Annotated in this window: 15 protein-coding genes; 12 read left to right on the top strand and 3 right to left on the bottom strand. The window is 33.2% G+C overall.

Features of this window, described 5'->3' with window-relative positions; all coding sequences use genetic code 11:
- Positions 1 to 813 precede the first annotated feature (813 nt).
- On the top strand, positions 814 to 1,146 hold the full coding sequence (locus Q7C23_RS21680) for a hypothetical protein (RefSeq protein WP_375034466.1): 333 nt from the start codon (positions 814 to 816) through the stop codon (positions 1,144 to 1,146).
- A 2,106-nt stretch (positions 1,147 to 3,252) separates the two neighbouring features.
- On the opposite strand, the gene Q7C23_RS21675 is transcribed toward Q7C23_RS21680, so the two are convergent.
- Positions 3,253 to 4,059 (bottom strand): hypothetical protein, encoded by an 807-nt coding sequence (locus Q7C23_RS21675; RefSeq protein WP_375034465.1) that lies wholly within the window; start codon positions 4,057 to 4,059, stop codon positions 3,253 to 3,255.
- Between the two features lie 144 nt (positions 4,060 to 4,203).
- Between Q7C23_RS21675 and Q7C23_RS21670 the strand changes: the two genes are divergently transcribed.
- Complete coding sequence (locus tag Q7C23_RS21670; RefSeq protein ID WP_375034464.1) at positions 4,204 to 4,578, top strand: hypothetical protein; 375 nt, start codon at positions 4,204 to 4,206, stop codon at positions 4,576 to 4,578.
- 172 nt (positions 4,579 to 4,750) lie between these two features.
- Positions 4,751 to 6,337, top strand: coding sequence for a hypothetical protein (locus Q7C23_RS21665; protein ID WP_375034463.1), 1,587 nt, complete (start codon positions 4,751 to 4,753; stop codon positions 6,335 to 6,337).
- A gap of 628 nt (positions 6,338 to 6,965) precedes the next feature.
- Here the strand turns inward: Q7C23_RS21665 and Q7C23_RS21660 are convergent.
- The gene (locus tag Q7C23_RS21660) at positions 6,966 to 7,559 is read right to left on the bottom strand and encodes a murein L,D-transpeptidase catalytic domain-containing protein (RefSeq protein WP_375034462.1); all 594 of its coding nucleotides are present in this window, start codon (positions 7,557 to 7,559) and stop codon (positions 6,966 to 6,968) included.
- A 503-nt stretch (positions 7,560 to 8,062) separates the two neighbouring features.
- Here Q7C23_RS21660 and Q7C23_RS21655 point away from each other — a divergent pair.
- The 7 genes from Q7C23_RS21655 to Q7C23_RS21625 all read left to right on the top strand — a co-directional run bounded on the left by Q7C23_RS21655 (position 8,063) and on the right by Q7C23_RS21625 (position 18,380).
- Positions 8,063 to 9,658 (top strand): hypothetical protein, encoded by a 1,596-nt coding sequence (locus tag Q7C23_RS21655; protein WP_375034461.1) that lies wholly within the window; start codon positions 8,063 to 8,065, stop codon positions 9,656 to 9,658.
- A 1,408-nt stretch (positions 9,659 to 11,066) separates the two neighbouring features.
- The gene (locus Q7C23_RS21650; protein ID WP_375034460.1) at positions 11,067 to 11,681 is read left to right on the top strand and encodes a hypothetical protein; all 615 of its coding nucleotides are present in this window, start codon (positions 11,067 to 11,069) and stop codon (positions 11,679 to 11,681) included.
- 41 nt (positions 11,682 to 11,722) lie between these two features.
- Positions 11,723 to 12,241 (top strand): hypothetical protein, encoded by a 519-nt coding sequence (locus tag Q7C23_RS21645; RefSeq protein ID WP_375034459.1) that lies wholly within the window; start codon positions 11,723 to 11,725, stop codon positions 12,239 to 12,241.
- Positions 12,242 to 12,393: 152 nt separating this feature from the next.
- Positions 12,394 to 13,134, top strand: coding sequence for a DUF3667 domain-containing protein (locus Q7C23_RS21640; protein ID WP_375034458.1), 741 nt, complete (start codon positions 12,394 to 12,396; stop codon positions 13,132 to 13,134).
- 278 nt (positions 13,135 to 13,412) lie between these two features.
- Positions 13,413 to 14,048, top strand: a complete 636-nt coding sequence (locus Q7C23_RS21635) for a hypothetical protein (protein WP_375034457.1) — start codon at positions 13,413 to 13,415, stop codon at positions 14,046 to 14,048.
- 442 nt (positions 14,049 to 14,490) lie between these two features.
- Positions 14,491 to 15,966, top strand: a complete 1,476-nt coding sequence (locus Q7C23_RS21630; RefSeq protein ID WP_375034456.1) for a DUF1254 domain-containing protein — start codon at positions 14,491 to 14,493, stop codon at positions 15,964 to 15,966.
- A 1,391-nt stretch (positions 15,967 to 17,357) separates the two neighbouring features.
- A complete protein-coding gene (locus Q7C23_RS21625; protein WP_375034455.1) occupies positions 17,358 to 18,380 on the top strand; it encodes a hypothetical protein in 1,023 nt (340 codons plus the stop codon).
- Between the two features lie 643 nt (positions 18,381 to 19,023).
- Here the strand turns inward: Q7C23_RS21625 and Q7C23_RS21620 are convergent.
- Positions 19,024 to 19,182 carry a hypothetical protein gene (locus Q7C23_RS21620; protein WP_375034454.1) on the bottom strand — a complete coding sequence of 53 codons (159 nt, stop codon included), beginning with the start codon at positions 19,180 to 19,182 and terminating at the stop codon, positions 19,024 to 19,026.
- 520 nt (positions 19,183 to 19,702) lie between these two features.
- On the opposite strand from Q7C23_RS21620, the gene Q7C23_RS21615 reads away from it, so the two are divergent.
- Positions 19,703 to 20,794, top strand: coding sequence for an MraY family glycosyltransferase (locus Q7C23_RS21615; RefSeq protein ID WP_375034453.1), 1,092 nt, complete (start codon positions 19,703 to 19,705; stop codon positions 20,792 to 20,794).
- A gap of 24 nt (positions 20,795 to 20,818) precedes the next feature.
- Positions 20,819 to 21,934: a non-hydrolyzing UDP-N-acetylglucosamine 2-epimerase gene (gene wecB / locus Q7C23_RS21610; RefSeq protein WP_375034452.1), complete on the top strand. Its 1,116-nt coding sequence runs from the start codon at positions 20,819 to 20,821 to the stop codon at positions 21,932 to 21,934.
- The last annotated feature ends 8 nt before the right edge of the window (positions 21,935 to 21,942 follow it).

The following is a 21,942-nucleotide window of genomic DNA, read 5'->3' as shown; positions in this document are numbered from 1 at the left end:
ATTCTAAAAAACAGCTTGTGATAATTTACTTCTTCTGATTTTCTATCTTATCAAAAGATATTGATAAAATTGAAGAATCTAAAAAATAGTTTCTAATAGTTTTAAGGTCCTTTAGTTCAAAACGAGGGCACTGAAAAAGTCCTCATTTCCAAAAAACAGTTAAAAAAGCGATGAAATAAGGCTTTAATTTTATTTGTTTTCCTTTTTTTAGTCGGGTTTGATTTTGTTAGACTACAAGTGTTTATAATAATCAAAAAAGAGCGAAACTGTAATAGTTTCGCTCTTTTTCATGAAATTTCATTTTCCGTATTATAGGGACTTTTTCAGTGCCCTCCCCAAAACTAAAGGGCTTTTTTTATGCCTAAAACCAGGGGTGTAACTAAGGTTCAAAAAAATGGACTTGTAGTGCAGTATTTATATTCGTTCCTTTGACTTGAATAATAAATCATATTCAATTTATGATAATGATTTATATAAACAAGATAAATGATAAATGATGATAGCTATGTTTATAAATGTTTCATGGGGGAGCTGCCTCGCTGGCGTTGGTATGGCCAATTGTACTGTGCTAAATTGCAGAAGCGGATCTAACGGCTATAAATGTTGATAAAATAGCGGGATTACTTAAGAGCAAAAAAAATATTAGGTGATGAAACTTTAGTAATACCCCGCTTTTTATTGAGCAGTTCAGGAGCTGATAGTCATGATATTGTTGGAGGATTGGATTTAATGGACACTTTTGCAAATTTTGCAGGAGTTACACTTTCTAAAAATGACCGTGATGGTTAGGCAATAATTTTCAACAGTTTTGATATGGCTAATGTATTGTTCCAAAAAGGAACGCCGCGTCGTGACCGCTGGTTATACTTTACAGAATTGGAACTTTCTCCAGGAGCGGTTAGAGTGGGGCATTTTATGGTTGTATTCAATACACGTGGGAATAAGGGAGCTCAGGCAGGAAGTGATTCGCCAGGCCAACAGCTTGGATGGAGAGGCGACAAGACGTATGTTGCAACTGTTCTGGCCATATGTGATCTTTGGCAGGATCCTCAGGAATACTACGATTTTGCAGACAAGAGTTCTCGATACATTTTTGTTTTGGTATTGAAATATTGGGCTTATAAAGATAAAAATATGTCTTATTGAGAAGTTTTGGTTTGTAGTTGTTGAATATTTTTGCAGCTTTATATGGAAAACAGAAATTATGAAAGAGAGAACAGTACTTATACTGCTTATACTTCTATGTAGTGTATCGTACAGTCAGGTTGGGATTGGGACAACAACCCCGCATGCTTCGGCAATATTGGATATAGTATCTATAAATAAAGGATTATTACCGCCCCGTATGACCGAGTCGCAACGAAATGCTATAGTGAACCCGGTAGATGGACTGATGATATATAATACAACTACCAATTGCATTAATTTTCTTAGGCAGGGAAGATGGGAATCCCCATGTGGTGCCATTATATCAAATTACGCGTGTAATACAAATAGCTCTGGGTGTCCGAAAGTTGGACAGGCGGTATTGGGTGTTAGTCAAACAATTACTGCTACGGTACTTCGAGGTGGGCCGTATAGCATTACTGCGTCTGCCAATGGGATAACATTTAGTGCCTCTGGTACCTTAAGCGCAGGAACGCAGAATATTGTTTTAACGGCCACTGGTACACCAACAACTGGATTTGTAACTTCTACATTTACATTAAATACATCCCCAACTTGTAGTTTTACTAGATATAGTCTCGCTGCTGATGAGGTTTGTGGTGCCGCAGGAAGAATATGGAAAGACAAGAATATGGGAGCTACTCGTGTTGCAACTTCAAGTACTGATGAACAATCATTTGGTGGATTATATGGAATGTTTAACCCACCTGCGTGTCCAAATGGCTATCGCCTTCCGTCCCCCGACGAGGCGGGGGCTGAATTCACAGCAATCGGGTCATATGCCTCACTAGCCTCGTCGCCGTTGAAAATCCCGTCGGCTGGGTGGATAGATAACTGGCAGGGACGGCATGGAATAGGAACACGTGCGTACTGGGTGACCAGTGCCGCCCGATCTGGTATATATTGGCAAACAGGAAGAGATGCTCCGCAGTATGCGACAAACATGGCCAATGAGATATTCGTAAACGTGCGTTGCATAAAAAATTAAGGTTTATGATTTTTAGTATAACTGTTGAAGGGTTGGATAAATAAATACGTGGTTAGGCCTACCAGACAAAAAAAATACAGTTACCGGCGGTAACCCTGTAAAACACCAAACCATGCTTGTACTATTTTTGGGATGGTTTTTTTATTCGTATGCCTTTATTGCAAAGGGTCTGTGTTGGTATTAGATTAATGCCGATATTTTGGAACTAATGAAAAGCTTTCCTTTTTATGTGTAATAGTGTTCTAAAGGCGTGCCGTATATGGCTTAGCGCGTCAATGGCTCTATAAAAAATAAGGCGCAATGGCTGATACTGCTTTTAAGTCGCTTATGATAAAACGGCTAAATGGTTCAGCACTAGCCCATTTTTAATTTTCTCTTTTTTAGAAAGTCGTTTGAGTCGTGCAAATACGTATGGTTCATGTGTCCCCTAAAAAAGACTTGCAAAGGAATAGTTTTGCGACAGTTTTCTGAATGGAGTTGTCCTCCAGTCTTGTTGAATATTTAACAAATCCGACATATGCTTCCCGGATATCGTCTTTTTTAAGTTCTTCTTTGTAAATTTCAACTATGGTTTAAGTCTTTCATCTTAAAATTTATATTAGTTGTTTTACTTCTTGCATGCCCCTGCGGGCTTAATTTTAATTTCCATTTCATTTATCAAAGAGATTTTCTTGCTTGTTTTATCAAACATAAATATTATAGTCCACCAGTATATTTAGGAATCTTTTCACTGCAATAGAATTTGCTCTTTCTCAATCTTAAATCATTTTTCAGACTAATGTATTCAGGCTTTCTATTTTAATAGTTGTTCTTCATAATTGAAATGGTTTAATCTAATCCAAATTACATCACAAAGTTACTTGATATTTTTTAAACTACTTGTCATTTAAACATGTTATAATTTATCATAAAAAACGGTATTTAATTCTAAAATTAAAATATTTCAGAAAAAATGCCACCCTTATGAATGAAACATGATGTGGCTTAATATTTTTACAGAGTTATGGCGGTCACCCTGTAATTTTTTAAACCATTAAATTGTGTAGCGACTATTTGTAACTTAATCCAAAGCTTCAGCAGTATCTAAATACAACAATTTAATCATTCAATATCACGATATATGCACACGTCAATGACGGCTCGATATCCATAGGGGCGACAAGTGAGATCACCACGTTTCCCATGTTGGAGATATGTCTAGTATCCTCGTATCTCCAACGAGTATCGGAGTCTCGTATCCAACTGCCCCATTGATGGGTGGAAATCACGCCGGTGATTATGGCGCCCAGCGGAGCGTCGATCAAGCGGACTTGCCCATTTCGTGTAAGGATCGGTGGGCCGGAGGTGACGTTTGCACTTCCCACTCTACCCGCGACAATGTTCGACGTGCGGGAGGCACCACTTATAGATGTGACAACGACATGATAATTGAATGCACCTGACACGGGAGGATTAATAATATTTAGCGTATTTGTTGTCGTACCACCTATGTTAGGACCGTCTACCAAAAGGACATTATTTCGATACCATTTATAAGTTAATGAGGTTCCTGTGGCTGTAACTGAAATCGTTCTTGTGCCATCATTTACACATTGTGGTTGTGGTGCAATTGGTTGAGTAACAATTTCTACTCTGTCGCACATGGATATCCAGCCGGCTCCAGCGTAAAACTCATCACAATTGGTCGTTGTATTATATACTAGAAGTCCAGCAGTAGGCCATACTATTGCGTTACGTTGAGCGGTTGTCATACGCGGGGGTAATAATCCCTTGTTTATAGATGTAATATCTAATATTGCAGATGCGTGTGGTGATGTTGTTCCAATTCCTACCTGACTATAGCTTGCATAATATAGTAGCATAAATGATAGAACAGCTGTTTTTTTTATAATTGTAACATTCATTGTCTATGGTGTTTGGAGTTAATCTGCAAAATACGGAGTATGTAACGGATGTATGGGTTCAAAAAAGGCATTTTTTTTTCAAAAAAAAGCTTTTCGGCAATATTGTTAGGTACAAATATTCATGCGGGCAACTATTGAAATTACATGTCAAATAGTAGAAAGCCTCATGCTTTAGAATTGAATGCAATAGCGGATTTTTTAGGTATTAATAAAATCTGGCATTTAACTGGAGAAGGTGATACGTTAAGTAAACTTGATTCACCAAAAAGTACTATGAGTAGCATTGGTAACACAAGTAGTATTGATACCGCTGTGCTGCAAGAAAGAACTGTTGTTCTTGAGAAAGAAAATAGCATGCAAGCTGAAATAATAGAAGGCTTAAAATTTAAAATTTCTGTTATAGAAAGAGAGATTCAGGATAAAACAATCGAAAGAAATATATCTAACGCCCAATTCTTTTCTGCAAATCCGAGTCTGAATAAAAAAAATAACCTACTGCCTTTTTTATGGTCTTATTAATAATGAAATTGTTTTTACTATATTGCGGTTTGGAAGATTGGTGATTTGAACCGACCAGCTATAAGTAGGAATTTTGTATTAAAGGAGTTTTTTAGTAATTTTGTTAAGATAATTGGTTTTTATTAATACAAAATTTCTTTTTTCTGTAGTTTCACTCCTAATATTTAATAGTATGCAGATTTGCGAAATAGCTCTTCATAAAGAATTTAAAGGCGAGCTGTATAATGTATTGAATTATTCTTTTTTAAAAAAATCACCTACTCTTTCAAAGTTTTTGGAATACATTGTTGCTGAAACGATTCAGGGCAGAAGCCAAAACATTAAGGAGTATAATATCGCTGTTAATGCCTTGAAGCGCCCTTCTGGTTTTAATTGTAATGATGATGCTATTGTTCGCATTCATGCCGGCAGACTTAGAAGGGCATTGAATTTGTATTACGTTACCGAAGGAAAGAACAATGAATTTTTCATTCATATTCCCAAGGGATCTTATGTGCCTCATCTTGAGAGGCAGGTACAATCCGACAATAGTAAAAATTATTCTTATCTGTTGCCAAATGATACAAATGCGAATCCAATTGTTGCTATATTTCCATTTAAAAGTTCGTCGGATAGGGAAGAAGAGATATTGTTTTCACGGGTTTTAAGCGAAGATTTGAGTTCCGAACTTTCCAGATTTAGGGATATTTCCACTATTGGATATCATTCTCTGGAGTTGACCCCAAAAATTAGCGAAAATATTATAGAAGCGGGCAAATTGCTTGCTGCAGACTATATAATCACAGGAAGTGTGCAATTTACTGATGGAAGAGTTAAAATACGCGTTAATTTACTTATGGCTTCAAATGGTGAAGTTATGTTGACAAAGACAATAAATAAAAGAATTGAGAGTGGAATGCTTGAAATTCAGGATGAAATTGTAAATAACTTTATTGGCGCCATTGGCGGATATTATGGTCTTATTTTTCACGGTATGAATATAGCTGCTCCATTGAAAGCTTCTGCAAATAAAATATTGCGAGATGGGATTTATGGGTATTATAAATACCAGCGTTCTTTTTCTGTTTTCAATTTCAAAACTGCAGTGACAGTATTGGAAAAAACCGTAAAATCGCATCCTCATAGCTCAGAAACATTAGCAATGCTTGGGGAAATTTATTTAAGTGGTATTCTGCTGGATATCAGGACAGTGGACGAGCCATTCGAGGCGGCATGTAAATATTGTGCGCAAGCTTTAAAAATAGATCCTCTTTCTCAGCATGCATGGCAGACAATAACCCTTTTGTATTTGTTTAAAAAAGATACGGAATCATGCCTGCATGCGGCAATGCAGTGTTTAGAACTTAATCGTAATTGTACTGTCATTACCTGTAATGTAGGTTTTGTACTTGTCTGTGCCGGTTATTTTAAGGAAGGTTTTCCATTAATGAAGAATGGAGCTGATCTAAGCCCGGATTATCCCTGGTTTGTTAATGGAGGACTGTGTTTTTATTTTATTTATAAAAAAGAATACACAATAGCGCTTTATTGGGCAGAAAAAATGAATGCAGGAGAAACTTACTGGGATCCGTTATTAAAGGCAGTTTGTTTCTACTATATGGGAAAGGAGCAGCAGGCAAAAGAAAATATGAACCGACTATTGAAACTTCTTCCTGATGCTCCTGCAAAGGTAAAATTGATTATTCCATCTCTTATCTTGTCAGAGACTCTTGCAACACACATACTTGCAGCTTTACAAAATATAGGACTTGATTATTAATAAAATTAAGAGAATAGAAATTTAATTATGAATAAGTCAAAAATGATCATGTAATGATCTGTATTTCAGTCTAATCATATTGTTTAGTAGCTTGTTTAACCGAACCATTAACAAATATCTTCAATAAGATAGCTTTTGTAAAATTTATAGCTTTAAAGTGATAGTATTAATCTGAAATACTTTTTAGGTATTAATTCCACAGATGAAAAAGCATTCACTAGAATTGCAAATCCCATTAAGATCTTAATTTTTAAGACAAATAGTTATGTAAATAGTAAATCTTGATTATCAAGTCCTTGGGTCAATGACGAGAGTCTTGTAATCCTCATGTTATAGTTCTTATATTTGGACGTTTTGATATAAAAATAAGTACATTTGATTTATTTTCGGATAGTATCAAAAGCACCAAGACAAAGAGGAGGCCTACCGAAGACTTCTTTAACAAATCTGTCTAATATTTAATATATACTTTGTGGAGCATGATAACAAGTGGAGAAAGTATAATAAACTCAGTTGAATGATTTACCAATTTGCATTCTTTTAAAGTTTTTTACAAAGCGAACTTGATAAGATAATTTAGTAAAACCGATTAGTACCATTATATGATCTTATTTAAAATATCTATTCTTTAATAATAGATATTTAATATAATATCAGATTTTGAAGCATCAATTATTTTTTCGATTTTTTGAAAAAATACAGAATTAACCATTGGGCATCCTTGGCTATTAGAAATGTAATATTCCTGTTCTTCAAGGGGTACAGCAGAATAAGAATGTAAGACGATATGCCTTTCAAAAGCTTTGTTGTTTGTCTCATCTAAACCATGCAATTTATATGCCTTGCCAAAGATACCTTTATAACTTTTTCCAATTATATACTTTCCAAGTGAGGAACTCTTTGAATTAGGAGTATTAGTGAATCTCAGCTCTCCCTTAACTCCAGTTTCAGATCCAGATCCATGAGCAACTAATCCTTTATCAATAATTTTATTCTGAACTAGATCACAAACGAAAAAACGATTATTACCAGATTTTATTCGCATATCAATAAAAAACGCAATCTTTTTGTTATATTTATAATCTATATTAGTCATTGACTTTACTTGCTCTATCTGAGAATTAAGTCTTTCTGTATCAGTTTCTAATTTTTCATGTTTTTTTAAAAAAAAAGATGGATTACATACTAAACCTGTAATAAGTATTAATGTAGATAATTTCATAATGTAAATTTTAATATGTGAATAAGCAAAACAGTGTAAATGTAAAGTGATTGTTAATTAGGTAATAGATGTTAACCTTTAATATTGTATTGACTTCTTTTACAAAAAATTGTTAATAAATGTCGGAGTCACTCATGTCTAAAGGCCGTTTCTTAATCGAGGAAGCAAAACCTCTTGTAATTTCAACATGTTACGTTAAATTGTAATTTGGGTCTGATTCTTTTTGGAATTTTCATAATTAATTTTATAGTTGCAAATTTCCCAATTTCCCCTGTAACTTAAGAACGTGTTAAGGCCAAAAAAACGATAATAAAGGACTAAATTGCTAATCGATAACGATATATGGTTTTAGGTCATTGTTTCTTTTTAAAGTATTACCTTACAATGTGTGCTATTGTGCATTATTTGTGTATATTTACTTTGCACGATAACAACTACTAACTACTACAGTAGGTCTTGTAGATTATGGAAGTTTTTAATACTTAAACTATTTAATAACTTTTATGGAGAATCCGGAAGTATACTCGTACGAAGAAATTGAAATAGAACTACATCAAGTTCTCAATTTTGTCTTATTTAAAAATTCACCTATCCTGGCAATGTTCTTGGAATATATAGTAACTGAAACACTTCAGGGCAGGAGCAAAAACATCAAAGAATATAATATTGCTGTTAATGTCCTAAAGCGCCCTGCCAGTTTTAATTGCAACGATGATTCTATTGTGCGTATTCATGCAGGAAGACTTAGAAGAGTATTGAATTTGTATTACGTTACTGAGGGAAAAAATAATAAATTTCATATTGATGTTCCAAAAGGGTCATATGTGCCTCATTTTAAATGGTTTTCTCAAGATAAAGTAGATAGTTGCTCCTCTTCTACAACATCAAGTGCTAACGATACAAATCCAATGGTTGCTATATTTCCATTTAAATGTTTTTCTGGGAAAGAAGAAGAGGTAATGTTTTCTATTATTTTGAGTGAAGAGATCAGTTCTGAGCTTTCCAGTTTTAGGGATATTGCAACTATTGGATATTACTCCGCGGAGATGACTTCAAAAATCAGCGAAAACATAATAGAAGCCGGTAAATCACTTAAAGTGGACTACATAATTACAGGAAGTGTCCAGTTTATTGATGAGCGGATCAAGATCCGTGTTAATTTACTTATCGCTTCAAGTGGTCAAGTTATGGTGACAAAAACAATAAATAAAAGAATTGATAGTGGAATGCTGGAAATCCAGGATGAGATTATAAATAATTTTATTGGTGCTATTGGCGGATATTATGGTCTTATATTTCATGGTATGAATTTAGCGTCTCCGATAAAAGCTTCTGCCAATATGATCATGCGAGAAGGAATTTATGGTTATTATAAGTATCAGCGATCCTTTTCCTTTTCTACTTTCAATACTGCAGTTGCGGCGTTGGAAAAAGCAGTAAAAATGTATCCTGATAGTGCTGAAGCGTTAGCAATGCTTGCCGAACTTTATTTGGACGGTATTTTACTGGGAATTAAGACTGTTGATGAGCCATTCGAAGTTGCATGCAGATTTTCTGCAGAAGCTTTAAAGATAGACCCACTTTCTCAGCATGCATGGCAGACTCGTGCCTTTCTGCATTTATTTAAAAAAGAAAAAGAATATTGTTTTCATTCTGCCTTGCAATGTTTGAAACTTAATAGCAATTCTACCGATATAACCTGCGGCGTTGGTTTTGTTCTTGTCTGTGCAGGTTATTTTGAAGAAGGTTTTCAATTAATACAGAAGGCTTCCAGGCTCAGTCCCGATTATCCCTGGTTTGTTAATGGAGGACTGTGTTTTTATTTTATTTACAAAAGAGACTATTTAACAGCACTTTACTGGGCCGAAAAGATGAATACAGAAGAAACTTATTGGGATCCATTATTGAAAACAGTTTGTTTGTCATATATCGGGAAGCAATTTGAGGCTAAGAAAAGTCTGGCCAGGTTATTGGAACTTGTTCCTGATGCACCTGTAAGAATGAAAGAAATGATTCCTTGCCTTATTTTATCAAATGATCTGGCATCACATATAGTTACAGCTTTAGAAAATACAGTGCTAGCATATATAGAGAACTGATGTTATTTTGCATTTTATTTATTTTGTAATGTTTTTTTTATTTTAACCTGTTATTTAAAAAGTTTGAATTGGAATTATCTCCATTTCACAGTGAATTACAAAATTGAAACCAATAATTCAATAACTTTATAAAAGTTTAATTATCAATGTAATGCTATTTTAGTTTGTACTTTAGTATATTAAAAAAGTATCAAACAAGCCAATAAGTTATGTTCTTTTTCAGCAGGCATCTACTCCCAATAAATTTTTATAGTTGTTTTTTGGATGGAGTTGCTCATACATCTCATTATCATGAGTCACAGGGGATATATAGAATAACAAGATAAATTTAGATTAGTGTGCTTTAGATGCAATACATACTAAAGAATCAAAGAGTTAATAATTTAAATTTCTTATAAATAAATAATTAAGAATTAAGTTGCAAAAAGATGTTTGTGTTGGGGTTTATAATGGTGTTTTTTCTTCATCTGGGAATACAGACTCAGCTCGAGTCTGCACAGATGATTGCAAGTTCAAAACATTTTTTGAACTTTTTAAAAGAAGGATTTACCTATAGCGCTAAAACATGCTAAAAATAGTATTTTGTTAAAAGATAACAGAATATGCCTAAATGGGGATTGTCGTCTTTATCTTTTTTTTCAGGCAAATTATGGACTTGGGACTAATATAATACCACCTGAAAGAGAGAATCGTGATTTTGCTCCTGAAAGTACAGAGCAACCTGTGAACTATATTATTTCAAGTTTCACCAATCAATATCATGGCAGGTTAAGGAGCATTTTTATATTGGAGCCGGAATAAGTTAAACCATTATAATCAAACAGATGAATTAAATCAATTTTGGAATGAATATGCTTTCAGAAACATGGGGCATTAGAACTTAATATTGGATGTACGCAAAGAATAGTAATTATTTTGCAATTTAACGCAGGTTTATGGAAAAATATCGACTCATTACAGACCTAATAATAGATTGAAATTTCATTCTTAGGCTTATTATTCTAATAGAAATGTTCCGGAACTTAACCAGGATGAAGCCTCCGAAATTAGGATGGCCGTCCAAGGTATGTATCGCCTACTAAGAATAGGTGAAATAGAGCTAGTTTAGAATTAGAATATTTTTAAATGATAATATGCAGATTGAAATTCCTATGCCAATGAAATTTATGCCACTAGAGCCTATAGGAAGTTGGAGAATGCTCTTCAGGAAAAAATTACCTTTAATAATTTTTTGCCAAATTTAATTAAATCAATTACACCTAAAAAAACAATTTCAGAATAAATAAGACTTCAAGACTATTTATGGTAAACAAAGGAGACACATTTATAGAAATAAAAATAAAAGAAATAAAGAGATGCATTACGGTTTTATCACATATATATTAATTAAAAATCAAAAATTATGAAAATGAAACAATTATTATTTACGTTTTTTTTATGTTCATTGGGAGTTTCTGCCCAAAGTTCAAAATCTTTTCTGTTTAATTTGTATGGAGGTTATACTTTTTCAGACAAGGTAGAATTTGATAATTCATATGCTAAGGTCGAAGATGGTTTTGAATATGGAGCGGGACTTGAATATTTTTTTATGGAAAATAGTTCTATAGAATTAAAATATAGCAGACTTGATACTAAATTGCCCTTGTATGGCCCTTTAGGACAACAGCTTAACGCTGGCGATGATAAGGGAGCGATCAATTATGTGTTATTAGATTATACGCATTATTTTGGAACCACATCTCAAAAAGCCCAGCCATTTTTAGGCGGTGGAGGGGGACTATCAATCCTTGAGTCTCCCCAGAATGGAAGTGGAACTTATTTTGCTTGGGAAATAAAAGGTGGAGTTAAGATAAAAACAGGTTCTCCATTATCGATCAATCTTCATGCGTATCTACAATCCATGACTGCTGCAGTAGGTAATAGTTATTATTGGACTTATTATGGAATTGTTGGTGTCAGTGATTATGTATCGACATACCAGTTTGGTCTGGGGGCTTCCTTTAGCTATGACTTTAGTAAATAAACAAATCTTTAAATAAACTTTATAAATTAAAAAAAATAACTATGAAAACTTTAAATAAACTTTATAAATTAAAAAAAATAACTATGAAAAAAATTTTATTATTGCTTGTTTTTACAACTACAGCTGCTACATACGCTCAGACACAAGATGATGTGGCTATCATTCAAGACATTTATGGTAAATCCAAGGCAGATTTAGTTAAACAATATTTAGATCTAAATGAAATGCAGACTGCAGCATTTCAGCCAATTTATGATAAATATGAAGCAGAAAGAAAGGGACTAGGTCAGAAAAAAATTCAAATTATAAATGATTATGCGACTAACTATGGAACGCTAAATGATGCCAAAGCAGCAGAGCTTACTGAAGCCAACCTTAAAAATAATCTGGAGTTAGGGAAACTTTTATCATCTACTTTTGGAAAGGCTAAAAAAGCAATTGGAGGTATTAATGCCGCTAAATTTGTTCAACTTGAACAATATCTGCAAGTTGTTATAAAATCAGAAATTCAAGAGTCTATTCCTTTTATCGACGAATTGGAAAAAAACAAACCAAAATAAACAATCAAATAATTATCAGACCTAAAGAATTAGTATTAGGTCTGATAATTATCTAAAATTTGTTTGAAATTGCGTTACAGACAGAATTCTGCTTATAGGGTAAAAGATTTTTATGAAAAATAATACTGCAATCAATTAATTTCTGCCTTATTATGAATAGCTATACAATATGTAAAAATTGCGCGAGTGATTTCAGGGGCATTTATTGTCCGACTTGCAAACAGCCAGCCAATACAGCACGGATAACTTGGAATGAACTGGGACATCATGCAATACATGCCTTTCTTCATGTAGACAGAGGATTTTTGTATACTGTTTCTGAGATGTTTGTAAGGCCAGGAAAAACGATACAAAACTATTTTGAGGGAAAACGTGGTTACCATTTTAATCCATTTTTCTTTTTGATTCTTTTAGGAGGAATTACCTCGGTGCTTTTTTCAGCTTTTCATATTAATGTAATTGTAAAAAAAGTCCTTACCGAATCAATAGAGAAAGTAAATCCTTTTTTTGCACATAAACACTTTACAATAATTGGAGCAGTGATACTTTTATTTCTCACTTTGACAGATTTTATTTTTTATCGCAAAAAAAAATATACACTTCCTGAATTACTTGTTTCTAATGCTTTTCAAATTGGTGAAATGTTGCTCTTTTTAATTTTGTCACTTCCTTTTTTATATTTGCAAAATTATATTAACGATAAGTATGATTTCGATTTTGAAATAAGATATATAATTCTGTGCTTTTTTTACTGCTACCTTTTTTTTGTACGGTATCAAATATATTATAGCAAACCTAATTACGTATTAATAGTAAAAATTATCTTTCAACTCATTTTATTAGGTGCTGTTGTCCAATATAGGATTGCCACTTCGATAATAGAGAATTTGTAGCAAACTGGATTTCTAATTCTAATCAATATCGAAGTTCTGAAGCATATTCCTAATATATTTCGTCTTAAGTGAGGTCTGTTAGGATAAGATGTTTTTTCTCAATCATTACTTAAATCACTATTATGAAAACTGAATTTATACCATTATTTAAGCCATATCTTTTATTGGTTTTAATGTTTGCTACTAGTTTAATAGCTCAACAAAGGATACCAAAGCAAGCTGAAAAAATACAAAACAAATGGAATTTTATATTGGAGCCCTATGTCATGTTTCCAAATATGAGTGGAAAAACATCCTTTTCAACTTTACCGGAAGTAAAGGTTGAGGCAGATCCAAGTGATATTTTCGATAAGCTCAACATGGGTGCCATGATATATTTGGAAGCTTCTCATGATAACTGGTCTTTTTCATCAGATCTGCTCTATATGAGTTTAAAGCAAGGAGTAAAAGCAGGAACTATAATTCAAAGCGGGGAGCTGGGAGCAAAACAACTTGCTTTAGAATTTGCGTCAATGCACAGGTTGTTTCCTAAATTAGATACTGGTGTTGGTTTAAGGTTAAACTGTTTCGATATGGATGTTGAGGCAATAAGAAATATGGTTGGAGGTAGTACAACAATAGAAGGATCTGTTTCAGAATCCTGGGTTGACCCAATAGTAATTGTGCGTTTTAAAAGTGATCCGTCAGATAGTTTTATTTACCAACTACGAGCAGATATTGGGGGATTCGGAATAGGATCGGATTTAGCATGGCAGCTACAAGCTTATATGGGGTACAGATTTTCAAAACTTTTTCAGCTTACAGGCGGCTATCGGGCAATCGGCATGGATTACGATAAAGGGAGTGCGGATGATCGTTTTATGTATAATATGGATACATTTGGAGCTGTTGTACGATTTGGTTTCAGTTTCTAAACATAGTCCTAACTTATTTAAAAGTTAGTCTCAAATATAGTTTTGACAAAAAAGAGAGAAGAATTAATATCATCTGATTTTGTGTTTTAAGGGTGGCTTACTAATTTAAAATCAAAGTTAAAAATATCCTCAAGACTCTATTTTCCATAATTGGATTAAATAATCTAAAAAAGTAGGTTTAATAAGGATGTGTTTAATACTAGTATATTTTTGAAGTATCTTCAAACAATTCAAACAGGATTGAAGTATGGTAAGCGGTAGATCAAATCTTGTTATGGAGTCCTGTATCTAGAAAATAATAAACTATATTAGACTTAAAATTGCGTAAATGAACCAAAACTTGAAATTCGAGATAAAAATTGAATGAATTATTTAAGTTAAGAAAATTTTATTCTAAATAATACTGCTTTTAAATTAATGTTAAATATCAAATACAATCACTATGAAAACAAGACATTTCCAATTTCTCTGCCTTACAATCACAGGATTACTATTCAGTGCAGCATTTCAATCCTGCAAAAAAGCTGATCCAATTAATAAGGCTGAACAAGCCGATAAACTGGCCGGCATTAATGTACCCGATATTGCGGAGACTAAAGCCATTGCCCAGGAAGCTTTTATTTATGGATTGCCCATCGTTATGAATTATGCTATCATGCAGGAATATGCGGTAAATAAAAATTCAGATCAATTTAAGGCCCCCTTCAATGAAATCAAAAACCTGACCCATGTTGCCACCTATGAAGATACTGCTATTGTATCACCAAACAGTGATACACCGTATTCCATACTTTGGCTGGATTTACGCGCAGAGCCAATGGTGATCTCAGTGCCGGCTTTTGAAAAAAAGCGGTATTACTCTGTAATGCTAACCGATGGGAACACCTATAATTTTGGTTACATTGGTAATCGCAGCACAGGTATCGGGGCAGGAAATTATCTGGTTGTCGGGCCGGATTGGAAGGGGACACTTCCAAAAGGCATTAAAAAAATATTTACATCAAGTACACCTTTTGCACTTACGATTTTCCGTACACAGCTATTCAATGCTGCCGATATGCCCAACGTTATTAAGGTGCAGTCGGGTTATAAGGCACAGCCACTATCTAAGTTTTTAGGTCAGCCGGCTCCTGCTGCGGCTGAAAAAATTGATTTTCTTCCTGCCACCAGCGCAGGAATCAAGGACAATTTTTATCAATATCTGGACGCAGCCCTGGCATTTATTCCTGTAACAAAGCAGGATAAGGAAATTCGTGCGAGGCTTGCCAGTATTGGGCTTGGTCCTGATAAAAAGTTTGAATTTTCGGATTTGTCCGTAGAGCACAAAGCGGCGGTTTTATTGGCTATGAAAGAAGGGGATGCTGCCGTTTCAAAATATTTGGTTGAGGGTACCAAAAAGATTAACGGATGGAATATCGCTGCTTTTTTTGGAGGTAAAGATTTTTACAACGGTGACTGGCTTAAACGTGCTGCTGCTGCAAAAGGAGGTATTTACGGCAATGACGCTGTTGAAGCAATGTACCCAATAACAAGGGAGGACGTCACCGGACAAACCTTAGATGGAAGCAAGCACAATTATACCATGACTTTTAAGGCAGGTCAGCTTCCTCCCGTAAATGCTTTTTGGTCGGTTACGATGTATGACGGTAAAACACAGTTTTTAATTAAGAATCCCATTAACCGTTATTTGATTAACGCTCCAATGCTGCCTGACATGAAAAAAAATGCAGATGGGTCATTGACATTATACATTCAAAAAGATAGCCCCGGAGCGGACAAACAAAATAATTGGCTGCCGGCTCCCAATGGAACGATTTATTTGGTAATGCGTCTTTATTGGCCAAAAACAGAACAGCCTTCAATTCTTCCAGCCGGTTCCGGAAGCTGGAATCCACCGGGAATTGTTCAGGTAGATTAAAGAGTTAGCTGTTATTTAAAATAAAATCCTTGTTCTGCTATAAAAAGCGGAATAAGGTTTTTGTTTTAACCAATATTTTTAGTCTAAATATTGGTCAGGGGATGTGTGTAGATATTTGATAAAAAATAATTCACATTGATTTGGACAGGTACACATGTGAAAAGATGTTGCAATCGATCATCAAAGACTATTGATATTATTTTGTAATATCCTAAATAAAGATTGATGAATAGGATTCACACAAGCAACCACTTATGTAGCCGAAACAACGCAAATTGTCCGGTTTGATGAGCACCACGATCATAACATAAAAACTGGGCTTAGTGTCAAGTAATTAAGTTATAGTGTTTAAAGAGCCTTTTATCTAGAAAATTTGAGGACTCTGTTTGGTATAACTTAAGTTTGTTGTGAATTAATCTATTTTTTATATAAAAGATATTTAATCCTTTTTTTTATCTTTGTTGTGTTAATGTGTTGATTTTTAAATTTATAGGTCAAAGTTGTAGGTTTGTTAAATGTTTGTTTAGTGCATAAATCCAACTCTTGTTTTACTGAAAAGAATAAAAAGGATCTGGTTGCTTTTAATCGAGAGGATGTCAGCGAGGAAACTATTAAGAATATCTAAGTTGTTGGAAATTAGACAGATGAAATGATGTTAAGAATCAAACAAAATATTTTAGTATAGGGTAAATATTGACAAAACATATCATTTCACTACCGGAAGTTTACAATTTATAGAAGTAACGCGCTTATAAAATCAATTTAAAAGCTGAAATCGATGAAGTGGCTTTAGAGGGAGGGAAGGTAAAATAAAATGCCTTATAGTGCTATAGCGTTAACATTGTTAGTAGCGTTTTATTTAGAGGGAAATATATTGGCTGTCTATGATGGTTAAGTTGGAGACAGGATGAAGATATTCAGCCACCGGCTCTAAGAATTAATCTTTTTAACAATAATCTATTGAGGTATTTTTTAAAAGGGCTATTTATTTGAAAAGTTAAGAAGAGTAAAAAGTAAGAATTCTGTTTACAGCGATTTGTTGGGAGATAGAGTTAAGTACTAATAAGAATGTTATCATTGAAAGTGTAATCTTGTTTTTAGTGTGGCAGTTATTTTTCAAAGGTTCAGGGGTATGACAAAATTATTAAATTAAATGCTGCTTAAACCTTTTTAATGGAGAATTAAATTTTATACATTTATAAAATAATATATTTATAGGCAGTATTCATTACAGGGTTTGTTTTAAAAATGAAACTAATAGCGTGCTTAACTTGCTGATATTATTGTCTTTAATAATTAAATTTAAATAGAGTAGCTGCTTACCGATTAGTATTAGTTATTGCCTCAATTTTGTAATTAGTGTATTTTATATGTAATTTAAAAAGTTTTGGTTGCCTTCAAATGTCTTTGATAAAAAAATATGGGATATGTATAAAAAAAAAGACTTCTATTGTCTTCCGCATTGGCAAGAGCAGGTGTCGGAAAATATGAATGCTAAAATTATTAATGAAAATATCACTCAAGTTCCTGCTGAATTTGGCACAGGATATGCATTTTATAGTGAAGTAATCCCGGGTATAAGTGTATTGTTGATGGATTTTGAATTAACTAGCCCCATGATTATTGAAAGATTTAAGGAAGATACTCAAAGGTATATATTTCATTATGATATTAGCGATAACTATAATGTGATTACTTTTAATAATATGGATAATAATATTGGATATAGTATAAATTTAGGTTTTATTATTTTAGATAACCAGCCGTCAAGTTTTTTTAAGCCATCTATCGGAAGAACGTTTGCACTTCGAATTTTTATTGATAGAAAATTGATGAATGAATTTATTAATAATATGATCGATAAAAAAAAGTTAAGAATATCATTTACTAATTTAAGAAAGAAGTGCTATTTTGATAAGATCGATGCCAGTAGTATTTTGCTGTTACTATCTATTAAGGAGAAATCAATTTTTGAAGATTCTTTTAAGGCTTGTATCAAGGGAACAACATTGCAATTATTGGGGGTTTTTTTAAATAGATTCTCCAAAGAAGCAGGTTTAATAAAAAGTTCCCGCAAACAGTACGAGTCAGAAAGACTATTAAAAGTGAGGGAATATCTCATAGAGAATTTATATAATCAATTTCCCTCCATAGATGTATTATCAAAAATGGCAGGTATGTCACAGACAAAATTCAAATTTCTATTCAAAAAACAATTTCAAAATACGCCAAAAAAGATATTTATTAAAGAAAAGATGGTTCTTGCAAACAAAATGTTAATTAGCGGAGACTATAAATCACTAACTGAAATACTTGACGAACTAAATTATAACAAGTTAGATGTATTTAAGGCAAATTATTTCGAAGTTTTTAAAAGAAAACCAGGAGAAGACCTAGCCAAAAAGAGAGTGTAATTTTTTGTAGATTAATATCGATAGTTAATATCAGTTATTTTTGTACTTGCGAACACTATTAAATACAAATCCTGGCATTATGTGTACCGGAGTTATTGCTTTATTGCCGTTATTTTCTTTTTAGGTTTAACTTCTTTTGTAATTTGATGATTAATAATGATTCATAAAAGCTTTTGGAGTCAGTAAAATTAAAAACTTAAAACAGAAACTTAAATGACCTTGTAAGATACAGCTTGTGAGCCTGGTTTGTATTATATTCATCGGGAATTACAACAACACAGGGAAGTATACAAAAAAATAATCGAAAAGGAGGTAAGACTGACAGTTGCTCGAGATAAAATGTTGGATCCTTTAATTCTAAGTTACTCCTAGCACATTATGTTGAGTTCTAATTGTGAATAAAGGTAGCTGGGCCAGTTGTAAAGACAGCTGCTTTTTAGTTATCATGATTTAATCACGAACTGTGTTTCTTTTTAGAATAATTAATATTTAAAGCACTAAATTAGCTCTAATGGGTGTACTATTACCCCCACTGCCATGATGCATATGACATGTAAAAGAAGTTGTCATTGTTTTTGTGTCATAAATTCTTGATACCAGTTTCCAAAAATCCACCACCATTTATTCCGGTACCAGGTTATTATCATGTGCACCTAAGACGGCCAGGCTCATGAGCTAAAGTATTTATGGCCCCTAAATTAATACTTGAGATTGCTACTGCAGCATTCGAACAAGCAAGTCTGAATGTTCCAATACCTGCATATACTTCCAGACCAGATGGTGCTAAACGCTTTACTGGCATGCTATGAGTATTACTAATTAACCTTGAATTCACAACTTTGAAGTAATTAAGATGTTTTTCCTGTTAATTATAATTAAAATTAAATGCTTTTTTAGGAGTGTTTTTATATAAGGCAGATCGCTTGATTTTCGAACTTCTATCAAATAGGCATTTGAACATTAAAACGTTTGCTGATTTTTTTTCTTCGAAAGCATTGTTGATTCTTGCATATGTATTTAAATACAGGGCTTAAATTAATTTATAAACAATCAATTATTTTAGTAAATCTGCCGTTAGTTTAGTAAGTCTTATTGTAATAATTGTTTGTCTTGTTGAAAGGATTTATAGATCGATTATTGACTAATATTGCATTATACTTTATTTAATCATTGTTGAGGTAAAATGATCATGATCCTAACGCTTATGTTGTGGAAAAATGGTTTTTACAGTGTTTTTTAATTCCTGCGCTAGCATGTAATAGCTGTAAAACTCTGTTTTGTTATATTTTTCTATTTCTTTTCTATTTTAAAAATAAATTCTTATGCAAGTAATAACATTTCTTCAGGATAGCTATTTTTTGGGTGCTTTTATTATTGTTCTTTTTTCATTTTTGGTGTCGTATAAGTTATATCCGGTGATTATTTATTTATGTTATATTAAAAAATTATCCAAATTGCCAGAAAAAAGGAGTTCACATATTTTTAAAACACCTACACTTGGCGGGATTGGTATTTTTTTTGGATTTGCGTTGACCTTATCATTCATAGGCTCGATTTTAGTTAAATATATGGTGATAAAAACATTATTAGATTTGATGGCTGCCCTTCTGATTTTGTTTTTTACTGGAATCAAAGATGACTTATTGGTAATTTCGCCTTTAAATAAACTTGCATCACAACTTTTAGCGGCAAGTGTTGTCATAATATTTTCAGATATCCGCATTAGTAGTTTTGATGGTATTTTGGGGATATACGAACTTCCGTATGTTGTGTCCATAAGTTTTACTTTTTTTGTCTTTATTTTAGTTATTAATGCTTACAATTTGATTGATGGTATTGATGGTTTAGCAGGTACAGTTGCTTTAATAATATTTATCTTTTTCGGCTTTTATTTTTTAATTAATCAACAGTTTAGGCAGGTGCTGGTTTCCTTCTCATTGATAGGCTCATTAATTGCTTTTCTTAAATTTAATGTTTCGCGAACGCGAAAAATTTTCATGGGCGATACAGGTACTATGGTAATTGGTTTTATTATAATATATCAATCGGTAAGGTTTTTAACGGTAAATAGGACTTTGGGTATTCCATTTTCTTTAAGTAATGGCCCTGTTTTTATTCTGGCACTTCTTTCTTTGCCTGTTACGGATACTTTAAGAGTTTTTATTATTAGAATTAGAAATGGAAAAAATCCTTTTAAACCAGATCGCAACCATCTTCATCACTATTTTTTAGATTCGGGTTTTACCCATATAAAATCGACCATTGTTATTGCATGCCTGTTCTTAACTGTAATTATAAGTGCGTTTTTATTGCAAAGCTTAAATATAAATATTGGTTTAGTTTTAATAGCCCTTATTTCCTTTATCCTGTATATTCCTATTACATTAAGAAAGAGGATATATAATTTGAATTAATCCTAATAAGTAAAGGAAAGATATATGATAAAAGTACTCATTGTTTTTGGTACCAGACCTGAAGCAATTAAAATGGCTCCATTGATAAAAGAATTTCGGCAGTATTCTAATTTATTTAAGAGTAAAGTATGTGTTACAGCACAGCACAGGGAGATGTTAGATCAGGTATTGCATTTTTTTGATATCCAACCTGATTATGATTTTGATTTAATGTCGCCAGATCAGGATTTGTATGGTTTGACAGCTGCCATTACTGCCAGTATGAAACCTATTTTGGAAAAATTTCAGCCCGATTATGTTTTTGTACATGGTGATACTACAACTGCAATGGCGGCAAGTTTAGCCTCTTTTTATAGTGGGTCTAAAGTATGTCATGTTGAGGCTGGATTAAGGACTAATAATAAAAGATCACCGTTTCCAGAAGAAATAAACAGACAATTAATTAGTCGTTTATGTGATTATCATTTTGCACCTACAGCAATAGCTAAGCAGAATTTAATAAATGAAAACATAGCTGCAGATTCGATTGTAATTACTGGAAATACAGTAATAGATGCTTTACTGAAATGTATTGACAAAGTGAATTTCAAACCTAGTGATTTAATTAGAAAGCTAAAGAAAAAACTTGGCAATAAAGAAATGATTCTTGTCACAGGACATCGCCGGGAAAACCATGGGCAGGGAGTTATTCGAATATGTGAAGCATTAAAAGCTATTGCAAAGGATAATTTGCAGCGAATTGTAGTTTATCCGGTGCATTTGAATCCAAATGTACAGGGACCTGTTATTCGAATTTTATCTGGTGTCCCTAATATTTTGCTTATTAATCCTTTAGCTTATGAGGATTTTATCTGGATGATGAATCGATCGAAATTGATTATTACAGATAGTGGAGGTGTACAGGAAGAAGCTCCAAGTTTAGGAAAACCAGTTTTGGTGACACGGGATACTACCGAGCGCCCCGAAGCTGTTGGGGCCGGAACGGTTATACTGGTAGGAACAAATACCGAGTTAATTGTAAATGAAACTTTGGACCTTTTAAATAACAAGGAACGATATGAAACCATCAGTGCATTACATAATCCATACGGCGATGGTAATGCTAGTTATAAAATTGTACAATTTATAGCTAAAATATAACAGGTGGA

Source organism: Flavobacterium sp. LAR06, from assembly GCF_041946075.1.
Lineage (GTDB): Bacteria > Bacteroidota > Bacteroidia > Flavobacteriales > Flavobacteriaceae > Flavobacterium.
The sequence above is the reverse complement of the archived record's forward strand: the minus strand, read 5'-3'. Positions and strand labels throughout refer to the sequence as shown.